Here is a 19,798-nt window from a genome sequence, read left to right on the forward strand (position 1 = left end):
GTATGCATAATCGACTCATTGCAATCATTGGCGCAGGGGTGATGGGATGCGCCACGGCACTGGATGTCGCGAGGGCTGGTTATCGTGTAATTTTGCAGGATATTTCGGCGTCGGTCATCGAACATGCCCCTGATGTTATACGTCGTGAATATCGTTCAGCTTGCTTTCTGAAGCAAGGGTACGGTCAGGTTCCCCTGGATCAGATCATGGAACGAATCTCGTTCCAGACACAAGATGAAGGTGTGGAAGAGGCAAGTATCATTATTGAAAATGTAACCGAAAACCTGGAGTTGAAAAAGGAAGTTTATGCACGCTTGTCCCACAAGGTTCGTCCGGATGCTTTATTTGCGCTAAATACAAGCTGTATTTCCGTGACAAAGCTCGCTTCATTTTTGCCTGACCCAGGTCGAGTCATTGGGGTGCATCTGATGAATCCGGTTCCCGTTAAATCCATGGTGGAGGTGATCAAAGGACATCATACAACGCAGGGAACGGAACATGAGATGGTAGCGTTTTTGGAAACTCTTGATAAAAGTCCAGTTGTCATAGAGGATCTGCCTGGGTTTGTCTCTAATCGCCTCTCGCACTTGTTAATGAATGAAGCGGCGTACATTGTACAGGATGGAATCGCTACACCCGAGCAGGTGGACGCCATTATGAAGAAAGGCTTCAATTATCAGATGGGGCCGCTGGAGACGGCGGATCTGATTGGTCTGGATACGGTCGTGCATTCATTGAAAGTATTGTACGACAGCTATCAGGACCCCAAATTCAGATGCTGTCCGATGTTGCAGAAAATGGTTGATGCAGGACAGTGGGGGCGGAAGACGGGTCAAGGATTCTATGCCTACTAAGATGAAGGGTGGCATGACCATGGAAAAGCTCAAGGATATCAAATGCATCGTTTGGGATCTGGACCACACCATATGGGATGGAGTTTTGCTTGAATCTGCAGATGTGCAACTGAAGCCGTGCTTAAAGGAGGTGATTGAAAAACTGGACCAGCGAGGTATTTTGCATTCTGTTGCCAGTAAAAATGATGCAGAGCTGGCTTGGACGAAACTAAACGAACTGGGCATCGCCGAATATTTTCTATATCCCGAAATCCATTGGGATGCGAAGTCTGTCTCTGTTCAGCGGATTCAGCAGAACATTAATATCGGTATGGATGCCATTCTGTTTGTGGATGATCAACCTTTTGAACTGGAAGAAGTGCAAAGTGTACATGCTGACATTCAGGTACTTCATGCGGATCAATATGAAACCATGCTTGATGACCCAAGGCTGATGCCCCGATTCATTACAGCCGACTCTGCGTGCAGAAGGCAGATGTATCAGGCGGATACGCTCCGTAAACAGGCTGAGGAACAGTATGAAGGACCTTCAGAACAATTTCTGGCTACGCTGGGCATGAAATTTTCCATCTACGAGGCTACTGAGGATGATCTTCAACGTGCAGAGGAACTTACCGTTCGCACCAATCAGCTAAATGCAACCGGAATTACCTACAGTTACGAGGAGCTGCATCAACTGATGACCTCGCAGGACCATATGTTATTGGTGTGTGAACTCGAAGACAAATACGGGACGTATGGCAAAATTGGGCTTGCACTTATTCACATGCAGCAGAAAGTATGGCGGCTAAACATGCTTCTGATGTCTTGCAGAGTGATGTCCAGGGGAGCAGGTAGTGTACTGCTAACGTATATCATGCGTGAAGCTCAGAAGCAGGGCAAACAGATGCTTGCGGACTTCAGGGATACCGGAAGGAACCGGATGATGAATATCAGCTATCGCTTTGCCGGTTTCAAGCAGCAATCTGCAGATCAGGAAGGAAGAGTACTGTTTCATCATGATTTGCAGCAGGCTGTAGAGTTTCCAGACTACATTGAGGTTTTAGTGCCCGAGGGGCAACATCAATAACAAGGGGGAAGGGCAGTGGATTATCGTCAGGAAATTCGGGAGTTTATCGGGAACAACCTCACCATGGATCATGAGGACGCTCAGATTAATGATAATGACAATTATTTTGAGCAGCGGTTCGTCAATTCGCTCTTTGCGATGCGTTTGGTGGACTTTGTAGAGCGTAGATTCCAGATTGAGATAGCAAATGAAGATCTGGATTTGGCGAATTTCTGCACAATTAACCGTTTGCATGATCTTATTGAGAGAAAGTTGACTGAGAAGGAGGCGGCACTATGATTACAGCTAATCAGGCATCCATTCGTCCAGTCACAAGTCCGGCAACCAGCCCGTCCAACAAATATATGTATTTGTTTTTGGGAATTTCCTTTGGCACATGTTATGGAATCGCAAGTTTGTTCATGTTCTTTGCGGATTTTATTGTACCCATAACAGGTGAGTTAACCCTGATGCATCCACTTGCGATCGTTGCTCTGTATTCACCTTCCATTGCCGGATTAATTACATGTTATGTGATGGGCGGAACGGAAGCATTAAAAGGAATGTTTATGAAGCTGGTTCCGCGCAGACAGGACCTGTTCTGGATACCGCTCATTATTGGAATTTCCATCATCTTTGCATCAACAATGCACTTTGGTTCCTTGTTATTCGGCATACCGGTCCCTGAGTTGACATATAGTGTACCTGAAATGATCTGGTTGGGGATTGTGAATCTGATCAAGGAGACGGGGCTGATTGGTGGGCTGTTTGGCTGGATCGGATTTTTGCTTCCATTCTTGCAAGGGAAGTTAAAAAATAATATAACAAGTGGTCTGATTACCGGCCTGTTGTTCGGATTATGGGTGCTTCCGGGATACTTGATTTCCTCTTTTGGCACCTCAACCACTTACATATACTACGTTGTTCAGCTTATGGCATTTATCGTGTTCCAAAGTTATATCTTCAATGCAACCAAAGGTACACTTCTGTTTTATCTGCTTGCATTTTGGCTTGTAGCTACAGGAAGTCAAATTGATTTGTACTACTTTAATCCGCAAGTTCAAATTATGCAATTCTTCTTTTTTGTAATATCGGCTATTGTCATACATGTCATCTTCAAGCGTAAAAATGTGGATACTTCACTTCAGACATTCCCTGCATATGTTCTGGAAAGAAAGTAAGCCTGGTTATGGTGGTGAATAAGTGATGGAACCGATCTATTTGGAGCAGCTACAAAAGGGGGAGGGAAACAGACAGATAGTCTGTTTTCCTTATCTCGGTGGCAACTCCAACAGTTTTCAGCCCCTAGTGCCGTACCTTCCTGACACGGAAATTTGGGCGTTTACGCCCCCGGGTCATGGTCTGAACACCGAAACACCCTTGGAGCATATGCAGCAACTCGTAGAACTGTATACCAGCAAGCTGCTGGATGTTATACAGCCCGGCAGTCTGTTATTTGGACATAGTCTGGGAGGAATTACAGCCTACTTCGTTGCGCAGCGCTTATGTCAGGAACGTCCAGATGTAGCTAAAACGCTACGGCTTGTTTTATCTGCCTGCAACACGCCTGACGAATGCGGGATGCAGAATTATGATCGGATGTCAGACGGAAATCTGATTGATCATCTGTTTTCCTATGAAGCTCTTCCGCAAGAACTGATACACGAAAAAGAATTATTGAATTATTTTCTGCCCGTCATCCGGGCGGATTTCAGGATGCTGGAATCTGCAGCAACGCTTGAGTATGAGCCACTCTCATTGCCGGTGTTGTATCTGTGGGGAGAACGAGATCGTACCGTTACCCTTCAATCAGCGTTGAGATGGGGCCGATATTTTGAATCATCCATGAAGCTTCAAACCATCAAAGAGGGTGCTCACATGTTCATGATGCATCAACCTTCAACGGTGGCGCATTGTCTGACAAGCTTTATGACTCCAGATAAATAGGAACAACTTGTAGATGAGAGGAGCCATGTTCGTTTATGCTGCTACGAATGCTGAGAAACGATATAACGAGAAAAAAAGGGATTACGGCTGCGTTATTTATTTTTGTACTGCTGGCCGCCTTGCTGGTATCTTCGGGGTCACGAATGATTATGGAACTGACGAGTTCCATCCAATATCTATTTTCTGAATCCAAAACACCACACTTTGTGCAAATGCATGCCGGAGAACTCGATCAGGCCAAAGTGAACACATGGGCTGAAGAAAATGCCATGGTCCAGCAGCATCAGATTGTGGAAATGGTCAACATTGACGGCTCTAATCTGTTTCTCGGAGCAGAGTCCGAAAAGAACAGTGTTATGGACATTGACTTTGTTACACAGAATCAGGGTTTCGACTATTTGTTGAATCTGGACAGTGAGATTATTCAGGTTAATGATGGCGAGATCGCGGTTCCGGTATATTACATGCAGCAAAATAAATTGAGCGTGGGCGACCAGGTTCGGATCGATAATGGTCAATTTGAGCGTTCTTACACCATCGTTGATTTTGTCCGTGATGCTCAGATGAATCCATCGGTTGTGCACTCCAAACGTTTTATTGTGAGTGATGGGAATTTGCAGGAATTGAAGCAGAGCATCGGAGAGATGGAGTATCTCATCGAATTCCGGTTGACGGATCCCGGACTGACGAGTGAATTTACCCAGGCTTACCAAAATGCCGGACTTCCTAACGCGGGTCCAGTCGTAACCTATGGGCTGTTCCAGGTACTGAATGCGATGACCGACGGAGTTATTGCAGCCGTTATTATTCTGGTCAGTCTTGTGCTGATTCTGATTGCGATGCTCTGCATCCGATTCACGATGCTTGCGACCATCGAAGAGGATTATCGTGAGATTAGTGTCATGAAAGCGATTGGAATCGCAGAGAAGGATATTAAGAGACTGTATCTGATGAAGTATGTATTTATGGCCGGATTTGCATCCGTGCTTGGTTACATTGCATCACTTGGCGTTAACAGACTATTTGTTTCCAACATCATGTTGTATATGGGAAAAGCACCTGCAACCCTGTTGCATTTCGCGATTCCGTTATTAGCCGCTGGCATAATATTTGCCATGGTTGTTCTATTCTGTCGAACGGTACTGCGGCGTTTTCGTTCCATCTCCGCGGTGGATGCTCTCCGTACCGGGAGCCTGGGAGATACACAGATCATTCGAAACCGGCTAAGTTTGTCCCGCAATCGCTGGTCTTCCGTACCTGTCTTTCTTGGTCTGAAGGAAGTCATACAGCGAATCAAGATGTTCCGATTATTGTTGTTCGTCTTTGTAGTCAGTTCATTTATCATGATTGTGCCGGTCAACTTCCTGAACACTTTGCAGGCGCCAAGTTTTATCTCTTATATGGGTGTTGGACAAAGTGATATTCGCATTGACTTGAGGCACACAGACGATGTGGAGCAGCGTTATGACAATCTGGTTGCCCAGATCCAAAATGATAAAGACATCAAAACGTATTCCCCATTGGTGACAAGCCAGTTCAAGATTAAAAATGCGGAAGGAAGTTACGACAATCTGAGTGTAGAAACTGGAGATTTCAGTATTTTCCCATTGTCTTATGTTAGCGGTAATGCGCCAACAACCGAGAATGAAATTGCGTTATCTGATGCCAACAGTAGCGAGCTGCGCCTGAAGACTGGTGAGCAACTTACCTTGCTGGTTAATGGCAAGGACCAGATGATGACGGTCAGCGGAATATACCAGGACGTTACGAATGGTGGGAAAACGGCGAAGGCCTTATTACCTTACAACAAGGATAGTGTGTTGTGGTATGTGGTCAGTTTGGATCTGAATAATCGCGGGGACATGGCTACCAAAATTGCTGAATATGAGGCGGCTTTCTCGCCAGCCAAAGTAACCGATCTTCAAGGTTATCTGGATCAGACGTTAGGCGGAACCATCCAACAATTGAAAATGGTGACGATGCTGGCCTTGGTCATTGGTGTCTTCATATCTATTTTAATTACAGCACTGTTCCTTCAGATGTTAGTAGCCAAGGACAACAACGACATTGCTGTACTAAGAAGCCTTGGGTTTGCCTTGTCTAAAATCAAGTTCAAGTATGTCGTGATGTCACTTGTCATATTAATCTTAGGAGTTGTTACTGGAACGATATTGTCCAATACGTTGGGTCCATTGCTGGTTAGTGCCATTATGTCGACGTTTGGTGCTTCCAATATTGTTTTTGTTGTTAACCCGTTACAGGCATATATCTTGTGTCCATTGTTACTTGCAGGCACGATTGTACTGACAGCATGGATTAGTATCCAATCGATCAAGGAAACGAGCATATCCAAAATGATTGTCGAATAGGGAGGATCAACGATGACAACTATACTTGAGGCTAAAGACGTGAATAAATCCGTAGCGATCGGCGAGAATGAAGAACATAACATCTTAAAAGATATCAATCTTCAATTAAAAAAGGGAGAATTTGTTTCCATCATGGGGCCATCTGGCTCAGGCAAGTCTACCTTACTGTACAACATAAGTGGTATGGATCAGATTAGCGCTGGAAGTGTCTATTTTAATGGCAAAAAAATATCGGCATTTCAGGAGAGAGATCTGGCAAGTCTACGTTTGACCAAGATGGGATTCATCTTTCAAAATATCCATCTGCTCAAAAATCTGAATCTATTAGACAATATCGTACTTTCCGCGTATCTGGCCAAGAATAGCAGCAGAGAAACGATTAATACACGGGCGATGTCATTAATGAAAAAAATGGGGATTGATGAGCTGGCCGGGCATAACATCACCCAAGCCTCAGGCGGACAGCTTCAACGGATTGCCATCTGCCGTGCGCTGATTAATAATCCAGATATTTTATTCGGCGATGAACCAACGGGGGCGCTGAATTCCAAATCAACGTATGAGATCATGGATATTCTGGGCGATATTAATGCAACGGGTACAACCATTCTGCTGGTGACCCATGATGTGAAAGTCGCTGCCAGATCGGAACGTGTACTGTTCATGATGGACGGTAAGCTGGTTGCAGACAGAAATATTGGAAAATATGCAAGAGAGCGTCAGGATCTAAAAACAAGGGAAAGCCATTTGGCGCAATGGTTGACTGAAATGGGGTTCTAAAAAAAGAACTTCATGACTACAATAGACCGACAGTCGGTCGAACGTATCGGAGGCCAGGATATGAGACTGATAAAAAACCCGGAAGAACGCAGGAATGAGATTTTGGATGCCGCCGAGATTCTGTTTGTAACAAAGGGATATACCAAAGCTACGGTCATGGATATCCTACAGGCGTGCAACATTGCTAAGGGTACATTTTATTATTATTTTCAGTCCAAGGAAGAGGTTATGAACGCCATTGTTATGCGTTTTATTCTGAGCGGAGAGGCATCGGCCAGGCATGTGGTGTCCGATCCGAAACTGAACGCCCATGACAAAATTTTTCGCATCATGATGGCGCAGAATCAGCCAGACGGCAGAAAACATGATCTCATCGAGCAATTGCACAGTGTTCATAATGTGGAGATGCACCAAAAGAGTCTTGTAGAGACGGTAATTCGATTAAGTCCCATCTTGGCCGAGGTGGTAGAGCAGGGCATTCAGGAGGGGGTATTTCATACACCTAACCCAAAGGAATCCATCGAATTCCTGCTCGTATCGTCACAATTTTTGCTGGATCGAGGCATCTTTCAATGGGAGGAGGAAGAACTCCAAAAAAAGGTTGAAGCATTCACACATATTATGGAACGTGTGCTGGGAGCAGAAAAAGGAAGCTTTGCCTACGTCACTCGTCTTTATTTTCCGAATCAAGGTTAGCCGAGAAAGGAGTATCATCCATGGAACATACCGTTCAAAAATCATTTAAAAAGTTTCTGGTAGTATGGTTCGGTCAGCTCATCTCCATGATTGGGATTGGACTGACAGCCTTCTCCCTGGGGGTGTATGCCTTCGAAAAAACGAATACGGCAACAAGTGTTGCATTGATTACCTTATTCACGTTTCTGCCGAATATCCTGCTTCGACCTATTGGAGGGGTACTGGCAGACCGATTCGACCGTCGAACGATGATGATTATCGGCGACCTGGGGTCGGCAGCCGGTTTGATTTTCATTCTGTCCATTATGCTCACAGGTGATATCCAATTATGGCATATCTACGTGGGAGTGGCCTTTAGTTCGGTGTTTTCCGCGCTGCAGAGCCCAGCATATAAGGCCTCTGCTACGGACCTGCTGGATAAGGATCAGTTCTCGAAAGGAAGCGGTCTTGTACAACTGGCTGAATCCTCGAAGTTTCTGTTTTCACCCATCATTGCGGGCATTCTGCTTAGTATAACAACCATTGAAGTCATTCTGGTCATTAATATTCTGACATTCCTGGTTGCCATTCTGGCTGTGCTGGTTATTCGGAAGAGCATGAAGGTGGAGCGAGAGGATCAAGAAGACAAAAACTGGATCACCGATATGCAAGAGGGCTGGAGGGAAGTTGTAACCAACAAGGGAGTACTGTTGCTGGTGGTGATTATTTCACTTGTCACCTTTTATCTAGGATTCCTGGAGACACTCATTGGTCCGATGCTTCTGTCATTCACGGATGCAAAGACACTTGGAACGTTTCAGTCTGTTAGCGCCATCGGCATGCTGATTAGCAGCTTATGCATCGGCATATTTACAATAACAAAGAGATACGCAAGTGTGCTTGTGATGGGTCTGATTTTGTGCGGTTTGTCCTTCTCGCTTCTGGGGATATCCACCAACATTTATTTTATTATCTTCGCAGGTTTTCTGTTCCTGTCATCGCTGCCGTTTGTCAATATGAGCGCAGATGTGCTGGTGCGAAACAATATCGCCAACGATAAGCAGGGCAGGGTATGGGGAATCATTGGTATTCTGTCACAACTCGGGTTTATTATCGCGTACAGTTTGGCTGGATTTCTGGCCGACCATGTGTTTAATCCGTTGCTGATGGAGGGGGGAGCACTGGCTTCGTCTGTTGGTCAAATTATTGGAACTGGGCCAGGCAGAGGTATTGCCTTTCTGTTTATCATCGCGGGTCTGTTTGTTATTCTGATCGCAATAATCACATCCCGTTTGAAAATGATCAAATCTCTGGAGCAGAGCCCAGATATAGCGGCTCCATCCGATGTTGGCGGGTTGGCACACGATTAATTCGAATCCAACAGCGTAAGCCCTTGTCCGCAGCAGCGTGCGATGCTTCTTCTGTACGAAGAAGTTATTCACACGATGAGCAGACAAGGGCTTTTTTTTGTGCTGAGGAGTCAGCAGATGTACTTAGACAAGATGTGTTTGTGTATTTGGATTGTCGGTGGAGCTTACCCTTTAACCGCCCCTGAAGTTAGTCCCCCTACAATATACTTTTGCCCAATGAGGAACACAATCAACACAGGCAATGAGGTGAGCACAATATCGGCACTGACCAGATTCCACTGGGCACTGAATTGCCCGAAGAAGTTATATACAGCCAGTGTCATCGGCCACATCTCCACTGTATTTAGCATATAGAGTGGGGCAGTAAACTCATTCCAGACACTCAGGAAATTAAGAACAAATACCGTTACCAGCACCGAGGTTAACAAAGGTACAATGATTCTCAGGAACAGCTTGATCCCATTACATCCGTCCATGATCGCGGCTTCATCCAGCTCCTTCGGGATGTTAGACACAAACGCATACGTAATGAACAGCGAGATCGGAATACCCATAGCCGTGTAGAGCAGAATCATGCCGACATGTGAATTGATCATACCCATGGACTTCATGACTTCCATCAGCGGAATGTAGTTGAGCGGCAGTGTGATACCAAGAATCAGGAAGAAGTACAGAAACTTGCTGAGCTTCGAATGGTTGCGTGATAACGTGAAGGCTGAGAAGGCCACAACAAACACCAGTAGCAGAGAAGAAGCCCCGGAATGCAGCAGACTGTTGAAAAAAGAACCGCCCAAATGTCCCTGTTCATAGACGATTTTGTAATTTTCGAAGATAAACTTCTCGGGCAGCGTCAGCTTCAGCACTTTGGCCTCGGCGTCCGACTTGAATGAATTCAGTACAATGACCACAAAAGGAATCAAGACCACCAGGCTAAGCAGCCAGGCGAGTGCATTTAACCCGATCGAAGCCAATCTTTTTCTCAATCGCATGTCAGTATTCCACCTTTCGGTTCATCAAACGAATGATGAAAAAGGAGATGATCGCCATGATGACAAACAGAATGGTAGATAGCGCACTCCCCAGTCCCCAATACCCTTTGGCAAAAGAGGAATAAACCGCCGTGTTAATGACATCTGTTGCGTTACCGGGGCCACCGTTGGTTAGCACGTATACGGCATCGAATACTCTCAGCCCATACGTAATATTGAGTACCGTGGCGATGGTAATGGTAGGCATCAGCATCGGAATGGTGATCCGGAACAGCTTTTGCCCAAATCCGGCGCCGTCAATGGACGCTGCCTCGTAATAATCCCGGGGGATGGCGAGCAGTCCGGCGATGAACAGCACCATGATGTACCCCATGCCTTTCCACGTGTCCACTGCCATGATGGATGGCATGGCCCAGGTTAGGGAGCCCAGCCAGTTCTGGGCGAGAACATCCAGCCCTAATGCACGCAGGGTTACGTTAACGAACCCGTTGTTTGGGTCGAGCAGACTTTTGAACACAAGCCCAACAATCAGGAACGACAGCACCTGCGGGGAGAAAATGATCATCCGGTGCAGATTCGCGGCCTTTACACCGCTGACCAGCAGCAGGGCCAGAAACAAGCCGAGAACCGTCTTGGCGATGGATGTAACCAGGGTGAAGAGGACTGTGTTTTTGATAAAAAGCAGATAGGTCGGATCACCCGCCAGAATAGTGCGGAAATGCTCCAGACCGATAAAGTTCTTCTCCGAACTATAGCTGTTCCAGTCGGTGAAGGAATAATAGATGCCCAGCAGGGCGGGAGCAACGATGAACAGCAGATATAATACAATCGCTCCAGATGAGAAATACCAGGGATAGATTTTGTTTGCATTCATAACCGGTAACACCTTTCCTTCCTGCCAAAATACATGAGCGGGCAAGTGCCCGCTGCATGTAACGCTGTACAGTATTTATGTTTATCTGCCATATGCGCTGTTACTGCCACTTCTCGTCTTTCAGCACTTTGGCTTGTTCAGCACGACGTTTATCGATATTCTGCAGAATCTGATCCGGTGTCATTGCGCCAGCGAACATGCCTGACAAGTCCTTACCAATATCCATCCATTGTGGATCAATATATTTCACAGCGGCCTGCATGACCGTACCTTTTTCATGATTTTTCTCATAATCAATATAATCCTGTGTCAGCTTTGGTTCGATTTCCGGCCAACAGATCGTCAGATTACCTTCACCTTCGTCGAACACACGTTGCAGATGATCATGCTCGGTAATCCAGCGGAAGAATTTCAGCACTTCTTCAGGATGTTTACTGTTTTTGTTACCAAACATGGCAGCTGAACCGCCGGGATTCACACCAATCGTCTGATTATCTCCCCACGGCATGACAAAGAACCCCATATTGTCTTTCATTGCCGGATACGCTTCGGAAACTTCCTTTTCCGTCCCTGGAACCCGCAGCAACATAGCAGCTTTTTCCTGACCAAACGCTTCAATTCCCGCTTCTACCGTATTGGACAAGAAGTCTTTGCCGAAATAACCGAGATCCGCAAATTCCTTCAATTGTTCAATGACCGTCTTGAGTTGCGTCATATCTGCGATTTTCATCTCATTGTTGTTTAATTTCTCGTAGGTTCCCGCTGTTGTTTGCTCATAGTTAGGTCCCGTTTCGAACAAAGGCAGAACCTGATACCACCCGCTGGCAGGTGCCTGATAGAACGGAATAATGTCTTTATCCTTAATTTTCTGGCTGATCGCCTTGAATTCGGCATAGGATGTAGGAGGCTCTATGCCGAGCTCTTGGAAGATACGTTTGTTATAGTACACATACCAGATTTTCGTTGGCGCAAAAGAAACTCCGTACACCTTGTCATTGTGACTGACGGTTGGCAAAATCTCTTCAGACATCCGACCTGTGAATTCCTCATTGGTCAGGTCAATGGCATTTTCCTCTGGTCTTACGTTAGCCGGCATGCTCAGTGGGTCCACATCGACATTAAAAATATCAGGTGCTTCGCCAGAGGCCAGCTTTACCTTGATCAGGTCACGCCACTGTGCGTCAGGTACGACCTGAAAGTCAATTTTGACACCGGTCTCCTGTTCATATTCCTTGGCCATCGTCTGCATGATGCCTGTACGCGGAATACCGGATTGGCTTGTTCCAAATGTGAGAGTCACCTTACCCGAACCTTCCGTACTTTTACCTGAGTTGCACCCGGCAAGCAGCAGAGTGGAGAGCAGGAGCACACTTGCAAGCGAAAATAGAAATCGTTTTCTCATCATTGAACCTCCCGGAATATAAAGAAAATTGTAACTTGCCGAAACGCTTAATGTAAGCGTATTCTTATGTGGATAACTTTACTGTGAACAAGGGATGTGCTCAATAGACAAAAGCGTTCTGTTGGGTGGACATTTTCGAATGGTGTGACAGATATCATCATAGGACGAGGTGTGTGGGGATTGCGATATCGATTTGGAACGCTTCAGCAAAGTCTGTTTGCCTATTACTCTGCGGTATTTATTATCTTTTCGCTGATTGTGGCGGGGCTTCTGTATGTTTTTCTCGCAAGTGACATTCGTCAGCGAAGTGAAGAACAGCAGAGACAACTGGGTGTATCAATCGTCAGTAACCTGGATCAGGAAGTGGTGAAAATGAACAACTTTTCCATGAATATTGTGTATTCCAATCTGGTCAAAGAACACTTCAGTCACTATTTGGCACCAGCAGAAGGCAGTGAGCAGACAATGACGAGTGATCCGGCATTGTATAAGGATACAACCACACTAATTGATGTCATTCTTGCGATCATCAGCAGCTCCAATACAGCCAAGCAGGCCAATATCTATGATGTGAATGGCAAGATGCTGGGAGCGGGTGCATTCAACGGTCAACTGTCGGTAGACCTGACTCAGCGACCGTGGTACAAGGAAACCTGGGAGCGGAGTGGCTGGCGAGTGATCCAATTGTTAGAGGGCGGAGCTTTGCCCATGCCGACCGGTGAGGGGAAATCGGATCAACCTTACATTTCTCTTACCCGGGTATACAAAGATGGCAATTATGTCAGCCAGGGTGTAGTTGAGATTTTGCAGGATGCCGGAACCCTGTTTCAGCATTTGAATGAATTGCAGGCAAATAACGACGATCTTCGGATCTATGTAGTGGATGAACAAAATACACGATTGTATCCACTTTCTTCGGATGCTGATGCTTCTCAAGCAGGCCATTTCGATGATGTGGACTTGATTCAAAATCTTTCATTTCCGCCTGATACGATGCAGGAGATCACCGATCCTTTGAGTCAGTCCAAACAAATGATGACGTACATGACGTCACAGGAGACGGGATGGACCGTTATTGTCATGCAGTCCAAACAGTCCCTTTTCGCCAGTCTCAACCGGATGGCTGTGATGTTTATCGGTGCCACGTTAGCTACTCTCATGCTGATTCTGGTTCTCTCGTATCTGATTTCCAAACGGGTCACTTTGCCGCTGCATCGTTTGCAGCGCATTATTCAGAAAACGGGTGAGAATGATCTGTTATCGGGACAGGAATCCGGTCAATTGTTCAAGCTGGAGCATCCCGGTTCTATTCGGGAGATGGATGAGCTAAATGATACGTTTATCCGGCTGAATCAACAGCTTGTGCAGTCTTTTCAGGACAGGCTGGCGATGAAATCTCAGGAGACAGAAGCAAGATTACTGGCGCTGCAATCCCAGATGAACCCGCATTTTCTCTATAACAACATTACAAATATCAGCATCATGGCGGAAGAAGGCATGAATGAGCAGATTGTTGCGTTCTGCGCCAATATTGCGTATATGCTGCGTTATATTTCTACTCCGGGAAAGAATGGGGTTCCACTGTCCCAAGAACTGGATTATTGTGAGCGATATCTGGAGTGTATGAAGATTAGGTTCGAGGATGATCTGCACTACGAGTTTCATATTTCGGAAGAAATGCAGCTTATTCAGGTTCCGATGCTGATGGTACAACCACTCCTCGAAAATGCCATGAAATATGGACTGGGCGATACCCCTCCATGGAAACTGAATATTACTGGAGATATGGATGCGGTGCAGCAGACCTGGCAGATTCACGTGGAAGACAACGGGCCTGGCATGGAACCAGAAGCACTTGCCAAGATCATGCATTACATCGAACAATCACAGGAGTGGGAGCGTATGCCTGACCTTGAAATTAACGGAATGGGACTGAAGAATATATGGGTCCGATTGAAATTATGGTATGGCACGGCAGCCCACATGCTGATTACAAACAAGCCTTCCGGCGGTGTCCAGATTACCATAGGTGGTTCCATTCGAAAGGAGCATGACTGAACCCATGACAATCAAATATAGAACGATTATTGTGGAAGATGAAGCCTTGATTCGCCGGAATGTCTCACGCAAATTCAGAGAGTTGGACACCCGGTTCGAGGTGATTGGTGAGGCGCGGAACGGTCAGGAAGCGTTACAGCTCATTGAACATTCCGTACCTGATCTGGTTGTAACGGATATACAGATGCCGGTAATGAATGGACTGGAACTCGCCAAACATCTGTATTTTGCCTATCCGCATGTGAAAATTGTCATTCTGAGCGGTTATCATGAATTCGAATATGCACGGCAGGCGATCAGTTACAAGGTGGAGGATTATCTGCTCAAACCATTATCGGAAGAACAGCTTCGTACACTGCTGGATGCGATGGAATTGAAGCTTGGGAGCGCTGTGGATTCGCTTGCCCATGTCAGTGCCGTGCTGGATGAACAGGTGAAGCCGGAGGATATCGCAGAGGCCGTTAAGTTGTATTTGAAGCAGAATTACATGCATGAGATTACACTCCAGGACATGGCGGGACAGATGCATTTTAGTGTGGACTACCTGGGAAAGTGTTTTAAAAAAGTAACAGGGGAGACTCCGCTGAAATATATGACAGGCCTGCGAATAAATGAAGCGAAGCGCATGCTCGTTACTCACGAGAATATGGATATCAAGACCATTGGTGGAGCGGTAGGGTATAGTGATTCCCACTATTTCAGCCGGATTTTCAAAAACAAAACGGGCATGTACCCTAGCGAGTACCGACTGCAACTGCAGGAACGAAAAAAAGCCCTGTCCATGGATGATGAGAACCATGTTGACTTGAGCTGATTACTGGGCAAGAGCTTCTTCGGTTATTTTGCGAATATCAAACGGGGAGCGGATACCTTCTTCAATTATGTCGGGGAGAATCTGTTCCAGGAAATACTGCACACAGTGGAGGTCGATATTTTTGATTTTGACCAAGGCATAACGGTACATAACGATAAATTCTTTCTCCGTATTGCCACGTTGGAGTTCAGCAAAGGCTTCATATACTTGATCCATCTTGTCTGCGACTTCGAGAATCAGTCCTTCGATCGATTGGTCTTTGCCCTCACGCAGCTGTCTGCGGAAAATAGGCTGGAACTCTTCAGGAATATTTTCATTAATGAAATGTTCAACCATGCCTTCTTCGACCTTTTGCAGCATCGATCGCAGCTCCAGTGAATAATGTTTGACTGGTGTTTTGATATCACCGATGAAGATTTCGCCATAATCATGACTGCTGGTGATTTCGTATAACTTCTTCCAATCAATGGTGACTCCATGCTGCTCCTCAATATCTGCGAGCGTTTTGGCGTACTGTACCACTTTCCAGGAATGAGCGGATACGCTGTGTTCTTCGAATTTGAATTTGCCAGGTGTACGAATAATACGTTCAAGATCATTCAGTGACCTGAAGTACGCGTGAATTCCCATATAAGCGTTCATCCTTTGCTGGTTGAGTATAAGTGTGAGTATCCATCGACTATACGCCAGTTATGTCAACTGTGGATTAACGCGGATAGCGACGAAGGTAAAATGAAGTTTTAATTCTATAGAAGGACGAGAGGATGAAAGGGAACGTACGAGAGAGTACGCAGGTTATCAACAAACAATAAAAAACCACGATGTGTGATTGAACGTGAGTTCAGCATCCATCGTGGCTTTAGTGTGTAGATGTTGTGTTACCTAGTGCTACATAAGTTCAGTTGAATCAAAAATTATGATTTTTTACGTACCGGTGAAGTATACCAGTACGCCATTCCGACAAAGAGGGCACCGCCGATGATATTACCAAGTGTTACCGGGATCATGTTATGAAACCAGCCCGCCAGAGTAATGGTATCCGGGTGGTTTGGCAACAGCCAGGACAAGGACAGCAAAGTCATATTGGCAACACTGTGCTCATACCCACTTGCAATAAAGGCGTACAGACACCACCAGATGAGAGCAATTTTGGCGATATCCTCTTTTGTGCGAGCAGCCATCCAGATCGCCAGACAGACGAGCCAGTTACAGAAAATGCCGCGGAAGAACAACTCCGATACGGGAGCGGCCATCTTTTTGGCAGAAGCGACAAATAAAAGATGTTCGGGCGCAGCCGTTTTGAACAGGCCGCTGCCTACAATAAGCAGGCTGAGCAGGATCGCACCTAGCAGGTTGCCGAGGAAGACGAGTCCCCAGTTTTTCAGTGTATCTTTGACTGTGGTCCGGCCTGCGAGCGTGCTCATGGTGAAAAACATGTTGTTGCCTGTAAATAGTTCCGATCCGGCAAAGATGACAAGCGTGAGAGCGAGTCCGAAGGACATGCCCATTAACATGGTTTGCAGTGGTGACTGTGCCGCAAGGAGCGGGGCACCAATACTGAAGATCAGTACGATGCCAAGCCCTACATAGGCACCCGCCATTAAGGCGGCAACCATGTAGCGTGAAAGATTTGAGTTCATCTGATCCCGTTTTTTAACCGCAGCTTCAATAATTCCCTCAACACTTGGTGTATACATCACGGTTTCCCCCATTATTTTGCATCAATCTTTGAACGTTTCGATGGAGCTATATTTCAATCCAGACCTGGCCGTTCTCTACCTTCACCGGATACATCTGCACTTGCCCATTGTCCGGTGCTTGCACAACACCGGTAGTTAAGTCAATTTTCCAATCATACAGCGGATCGTACAGATAATGCCCGGACACGATGCCTTCTGCCAGCGGCCCACCCTTGGGGTGGGGGTTGTGATTATCAGCGGCGAAGATGGTGCCATCCGATGCACGAAAGACAGCAAGCTGATGGTCCAGAATTTCAACTACTCTTCCGATTCGTGGCAGGAATTCTTCAACTACTCCGGCAGGGAAGTAGGTGCCTGATTGTTTGGTCGTCATCTTAAACCACTCCTTATTTATTTAACATTCTCCAGTATTAATCCTGCAAGCTTGCTTATGGACGAGCCGATACTTCGATTCCATGGAACATTTTGCTTTCGCCTTCCTCATTGCGAATCGCTTTTTGCCAAGGTTCTTCAACATGCTCAAGTGCAAATTCAATCCGCTGCATCAACGCTTTGCGTTCCTCCAGGTTATCCACGACAACCGAACGAATATGCTCCAGACCCATCCGTTCCACCCACTCGGAAGTCCGTTCCAGATAGTTACCTGTCTCGCGGTAATATTGCATGATGGCTCCGCACAGTTCAATTAACTCTTCATCTGTTTTCACTTTGCATAAGGAATCAGCAAGTCTTGCTTTAATACCGCCGTTACCACCGATGAAGATTTCCCAGCCTCCGTCGTTACCAACGATACCGATATCTTTGGTACATGCCTCTGCACAGTTCCGTGGACAACCGTTGACGGCATATTTAAACTTGGCTGGCAGATCCAGACGTTCGAATTTACGTTCGATGCGAGCGCCCATGGCCATGGAATCCTGTGTACCGAATCGGCAGAATTGGGAGCCGACACATGTTTTGACCGTACGCAGCGATTTGGCGTATGCATAACCTGAAGGCATATCCAGTTCAGCCCAGACTTTAGTCAGATCTTCTTTTTTAACACCAATCAAGTCGAGACGCTGACCGCCGGTTACTTTGACTGCTTTCACATCATATTTGACTGAAACGTCAGCGATGCGTTTGAGGTCCGCTGGAGTAGTCACCCCGCCGTACATCCGAGGTACAACCGTATACGTTCCATCCTTTTGAATATTTGCATTCATCCGTTCGTTAACAAAACGGGATTCTTTCTCATCTTCGTGTGTGTCTGGTGCAATCATGCCAAGGTAGTAGTTGATCGCCGGACGACATTTGGAACAACCTTCAGGTTGACTCCAACCCAGTACATTCATGACCTCTTTGGTTGTTTGTAATCCCTTTGCACGAATCTCGGCTACAATCTCATCCCGTCCCATGGAAGTACATCCGCAGATGCCCTGTTTGGCTCCAGTACTGAAACTGTCACCAAGTACATATTGCAGAATCTGTTCCACAACTGGTTTACATCCACCGCAAGAGCGGGTTGCACCTGTACAGGCTTTGATCTCATCTACGCTGGTTAGTCCTTGATTCGTAATGACATCAACAATCGTTCCTTTGGTTACACCGTTACAGCCACAGACAATCTCGTCTTCAGCCATCGTTTCTACAGAGGTGGTTTTCTTATGACCGCCGCAGCCTGTACCCATGAGTGAACCATACAATTCTTCGGTCATTTCGGTCTGTTGTTTGATCAGTTTCTGCAATTCGGCAGAATCCGTAATGTCACCGAAGAGAACGGCGCCGACCATTTTATTATCACGAAGCAGAATTTTTTTGTAAGTCCGTTTCCAGTCATCTTTGTGCGAAATGACGGTGTGCTCTGGGCTGTCGATGAATTCACCAGTTGAAAACACGTCCACACCCGAAATTTTCAATTTAGTGGATACTACAGAACCTTCATACGGAGCCGTTTCGACACCGCAGATATGTTTCGCGAGAATCATGCCTTGCTCAAACAATGGGGCAACGAGGCCGTAACATACCCCGCGGTGCTCTGTACATTCCCCGACCGAATACACATTCTCAAGTGAAGTCTGCATATAGTCATTCACGACAATACCCCGGTTGACTTCCATACCGCTTTCGCGGGCTACAGCCGTATTGGGTTTGATCCCTACAGCCATGACCACAAAATCAACATTCAGAACCGTATCATCTGCAAAACGAATTCCTTCAACCCGTTCGCCACCCAGCAGTTCGGAAGTCTGCGCACCCATTTTGAACCGGATACCCTGACGTTCGAGTTCTGCCTTCAACATGGCTGAAGCTTGCGGATCAAGCTGACGCTCCATCAGATCTTCCATCAGATGCACTACGGTAACTTCCATGCCAAGTTGTACCAACCCTTTGGCAGCTTCAAGACCCAGCAGACCGCCCCCGATAACGGCCGCTCGTTTATACTGCTTAGCAGCTTCCAGCATGACATTACAATCGGCGATATCACGGAAACCGACAACACCCTCTTTGTCATGCCCCGGTACGGGGAGAATAAAGGAGTTAGAGCCTGTTGCAATGATGATTTTGTCGTAAGGAACGCGAGTTCCATCTTCAGTTACAACTTCATGTGTCTCGGCATCGATTCGTGTAACCGTTGTGCCTGTGTGCAATGTAATGCCGTAATCTTCATACCAGTGAAGGTCGTTCAGCACGATATCGTCCAGCGTTTTGCTTCCTTCCAGTACGTACGACAACATAATGCGGTTGTAGTTAGGATAGGGCTCGGTGCCAAAAACGGTAATATCAAATCGCGTAGTTAATTTCAGAATTTGTTCAACAGTACTGATTCCTGCCATACCGTTACCAATGATGATGAGGTTCTCTTTTTTTCCGTTCATGTGTGTATGCCTCCTTGAATAGACGCTGTACATTACTCAAAATTTTAGTGGTTTATATTT

General features: G+C 46.2%; 18 protein-coding genes. 11 read left to right on the top strand and 7 right to left on the bottom strand.

Annotated elements, in window-relative coordinates:
* Positions 1 to 2 precede the first annotated feature (2 nt).
* Genes MKX68_RS19875 through MKX68_RS19915 form a run of 9 tightly spaced genes read left to right on the top strand, consistent with a single transcriptional unit; the run spans position 3 to position 9,043 of the window.
* Entirely contained in the window at positions 3 to 854 is an 852-nt protein-coding gene (locus MKX68_RS19875) for a 3-hydroxyacyl-CoA dehydrogenase family protein (RefSeq protein WP_100526999.1), read from the top strand.
* Positions 844 to 1,923: an HAD-IIIC family phosphatase gene (locus MKX68_RS19880; RefSeq protein ID WP_339790064.1), complete on the top strand. Its 1,080-nt coding sequence runs from the start codon at positions 844 to 846 to the stop codon at positions 1,921 to 1,923. Before MKX68_RS19875 ends, MKX68_RS19880 begins: the two co-directional genes overlap by 11 nt.
* A gap of 15 nt (positions 1,924 to 1,938) precedes the next feature.
* Positions 1,939 to 2,202: an acyl carrier protein gene (locus tag MKX68_RS19885; protein WP_091028302.1), complete on the top strand. Its 264-nt coding sequence runs from the start codon at positions 1,939 to 1,941 to the stop codon at positions 2,200 to 2,202.
* A complete protein-coding gene (locus MKX68_RS19890) occupies positions 2,199 to 3,083 on the top strand; it encodes a hypothetical protein (RefSeq protein ID WP_176872545.1) in 885 nt (294 codons plus the stop codon). The genes MKX68_RS19885 and MKX68_RS19890 overlap by 4 nt, the downstream gene beginning before the upstream one ends.
* Positions 3,084 to 3,108: 25 nt before the next feature.
* Positions 3,109 to 3,849: a thioesterase II family protein gene (locus MKX68_RS19895; RefSeq protein WP_339790067.1), complete on the top strand. Its 741-nt coding sequence runs from the start codon at positions 3,109 to 3,111 to the stop codon at positions 3,847 to 3,849.
* 35 nt (positions 3,850 to 3,884) lie between these two features.
* Positions 3,885 to 6,218, top strand: coding sequence for an ABC transporter permease (locus MKX68_RS19900; RefSeq protein WP_340913874.1), 2,334 nt, complete (start codon positions 3,885 to 3,887; stop codon positions 6,216 to 6,218).
* 12 nt (positions 6,219 to 6,230) lie between these two features.
* Positions 6,231 to 6,998 carry an ABC transporter ATP-binding protein gene (locus MKX68_RS19905; RefSeq protein ID WP_017687160.1) on the top strand — a complete coding sequence of 256 codons (768 nt, stop codon included), beginning with the start codon at positions 6,231 to 6,233 and terminating at the stop codon, positions 6,996 to 6,998.
* A gap of 60 nt (positions 6,999 to 7,058) precedes the next feature.
* Positions 7,059 to 7,694 carry a TetR/AcrR family transcriptional regulator gene (locus tag MKX68_RS19910; RefSeq protein WP_133385585.1) on the top strand — a complete coding sequence of 212 codons (636 nt, stop codon included), beginning with the start codon at positions 7,059 to 7,061 and terminating at the stop codon, positions 7,692 to 7,694.
* A 20-nt stretch (positions 7,695 to 7,714) separates the two neighbouring features.
* Complete coding sequence (locus MKX68_RS19915; RefSeq protein ID WP_338588046.1) at positions 7,715 to 9,043, top strand: MFS transporter; 1,329 nt, start codon at positions 7,715 to 7,717, stop codon at positions 9,041 to 9,043.
* Positions 9,044 to 9,207: 164 nt separating this feature from the next.
* Here MKX68_RS19915 and MKX68_RS19920 read toward each other — a convergent pair whose 3' ends face one another.
* The 3 genes from MKX68_RS19920 to MKX68_RS19930 form a co-directional block, all read right to left on the bottom strand.
* Positions 9,208 to 10,032 carry a carbohydrate ABC transporter permease gene (locus MKX68_RS19920; RefSeq protein ID WP_133385583.1) on the bottom strand — a complete coding sequence of 275 codons (825 nt, stop codon included), beginning with the start codon at positions 10,030 to 10,032 and terminating at the stop codon, positions 9,208 to 9,210.
* A 1-nt stretch (position 10,033) separates the two neighbouring features.
* Complete coding sequence (locus tag MKX68_RS19925; protein ID WP_340913875.1) at positions 10,034 to 10,906, bottom strand: carbohydrate ABC transporter permease; 873 nt, start codon at positions 10,904 to 10,906, stop codon at positions 10,034 to 10,036.
* Between the two features lie 100 nt (positions 10,907 to 11,006).
* Positions 11,007 to 12,308, bottom strand: coding sequence for an ABC transporter substrate-binding protein (locus tag MKX68_RS19930; protein WP_340913876.1), 1,302 nt, complete (start codon positions 12,306 to 12,308; stop codon positions 11,007 to 11,009).
* A gap of 171 nt (positions 12,309 to 12,479) precedes the next feature.
* On the opposite strand from MKX68_RS19930, the gene MKX68_RS19935 reads away from it, so the two are divergent.
* Complete coding sequence (locus MKX68_RS19935; RefSeq protein WP_340915461.1) at positions 12,480 to 14,366, top strand: cache domain-containing sensor histidine kinase; 1,887 nt, start codon at positions 12,480 to 12,482, stop codon at positions 14,364 to 14,366.
* 4 nt (positions 14,367 to 14,370) lie between these two features.
* Complete coding sequence (locus tag MKX68_RS19940) at positions 14,371 to 15,180, top strand: response regulator transcription factor (RefSeq protein WP_083677409.1); 810 nt, start codon at positions 14,371 to 14,373, stop codon at positions 15,178 to 15,180.
* On the opposite strand, the gene MKX68_RS19945 is transcribed toward MKX68_RS19940, so the two are convergent.
* The 4 genes from MKX68_RS19945 to nirB form a co-directional block, all read right to left on the bottom strand.
* The gene (locus MKX68_RS19945; RefSeq protein ID WP_340913878.1) at positions 15,181 to 15,810 is read right to left on the bottom strand and encodes a YfbR-like 5'-deoxynucleotidase; all 630 of its coding nucleotides are present in this window, start codon (positions 15,808 to 15,810) and stop codon (positions 15,181 to 15,183) included. It lies immediately after the preceding gene.
* 284 nt (positions 15,811 to 16,094) lie between these two features.
* The gene (locus MKX68_RS19950) at positions 16,095 to 16,877 is read right to left on the bottom strand and encodes a formate/nitrite transporter family protein (protein ID WP_340913880.1); all 783 of its coding nucleotides are present in this window, start codon (positions 16,875 to 16,877) and stop codon (positions 16,095 to 16,097) included.
* 49 nt (positions 16,878 to 16,926) lie between these two features.
* Positions 16,927 to 17,253, bottom strand: coding sequence for a nitrite reductase small subunit NirD (nirD, locus tag MKX68_RS19955; RefSeq protein WP_340913882.1), 327 nt, complete (start codon positions 17,251 to 17,253; stop codon positions 16,927 to 16,929).
* 55 nt (positions 17,254 to 17,308) lie between these two features.
* Complete coding sequence (nirB, locus tag MKX68_RS19960) at positions 17,309 to 19,738, bottom strand: nitrite reductase large subunit NirB (RefSeq protein WP_340913883.1); 2,430 nt, start codon at positions 19,736 to 19,738, stop codon at positions 17,309 to 17,311.
* Positions 19,739 to 19,798: the final 60 nt, after the last annotated feature.

It is taken from the genome of Paenibacillus sp. FSL M8-0212, from assembly GCF_038004645.1.
In the GTDB taxonomy this organism is placed as follows: Bacteria; Bacillota; Bacilli; order Paenibacillales; family Paenibacillaceae; genus Paenibacillus.

Excerpts from the sequence above, each read along its gene's own strand:
- MKX68_RS19920 (WP_133385583.1), bottom strand. The coding sequence starts at position 10,032 with ATGCGATTGAGAAAAAGATTGGCTTCGATCGGGTTAAATGCACTCGCC.
- MKX68_RS19945 (WP_340913878.1), bottom strand. The coding sequence starts at position 15,810 with ATGGGAATTCACGCGTACTTCAGGTCACTGAATGATCTTGAACGTATT.
- MKX68_RS19875 (WP_100526999.1), top strand. The coding sequence starts at position 3 with ATGCATAATCGACTCATTGCAATCATTGGCGCAGGGGTGATGGGATGC.
- nirD (WP_340913882.1), bottom strand. The coding sequence starts at position 17,253 with ATGACGACCAAACAATCAGGCACCTACTTCCCTGCCGGAGTAGTTGAA.
- MKX68_RS19925 (WP_340913875.1), bottom strand. The coding sequence starts at position 10,906 with ATGAATGCAAACAAAATCTATCCCTGGTATTTCTCATCTGGAGCGATT.
- MKX68_RS19895 (WP_339790067.1), top strand. The coding sequence starts at position 3,109 with ATGGAACCGATCTATTTGGAGCAGCTACAAAAGGGGGAGGGAAACAGA.
- MKX68_RS19950 (WP_340913880.1), bottom strand. The coding sequence starts at position 16,877 with ATGTATACACCAAGTGTTGAGGGAATTATTGAAGCTGCGGTTAAAAAA.
- MKX68_RS19880 (WP_339790064.1), top strand. The coding sequence starts at position 844 with ATGCCTACTAAGATGAAGGGTGGCATGACCATGGAAAAGCTCAAGGAT.
- MKX68_RS19910 (WP_133385585.1), top strand. The coding sequence starts at position 7,059 with ATGAGACTGATAAAAAACCCGGAAGAACGCAGGAATGAGATTTTGGAT.
- MKX68_RS19930 (WP_340913876.1), bottom strand. The coding sequence starts at position 12,308 with ATGAGAAAACGATTTCTATTTTCGCTTGCAAGTGTGCTCCTGCTCTCC.
- MKX68_RS19905 (WP_017687160.1), top strand. The coding sequence starts at position 6,231 with ATGACAACTATACTTGAGGCTAAAGACGTGAATAAATCCGTAGCGATC.
- MKX68_RS19940 (WP_083677409.1), top strand. The coding sequence starts at position 14,371 with ATGACAATCAAATATAGAACGATTATTGTGGAAGATGAAGCCTTGATT.
- MKX68_RS19900 (WP_340913874.1), top strand. The coding sequence starts at position 3,885 with ATGCTGCTACGAATGCTGAGAAACGATATAACGAGAAAAAAAGGGATT.
- MKX68_RS19915 (WP_338588046.1), top strand. The coding sequence starts at position 7,715 with ATGGAACATACCGTTCAAAAATCATTTAAAAAGTTTCTGGTAGTATGG.
- MKX68_RS19890 (WP_176872545.1), top strand. The coding sequence starts at position 2,199 with ATGATTACAGCTAATCAGGCATCCATTCGTCCAGTCACAAGTCCGGCA.
- nirB (WP_340913883.1), bottom strand. The coding sequence starts at position 19,738 with ATGAACGGAAAAAAAGAGAACCTCATCATCATTGGTAACGGTATGGCA.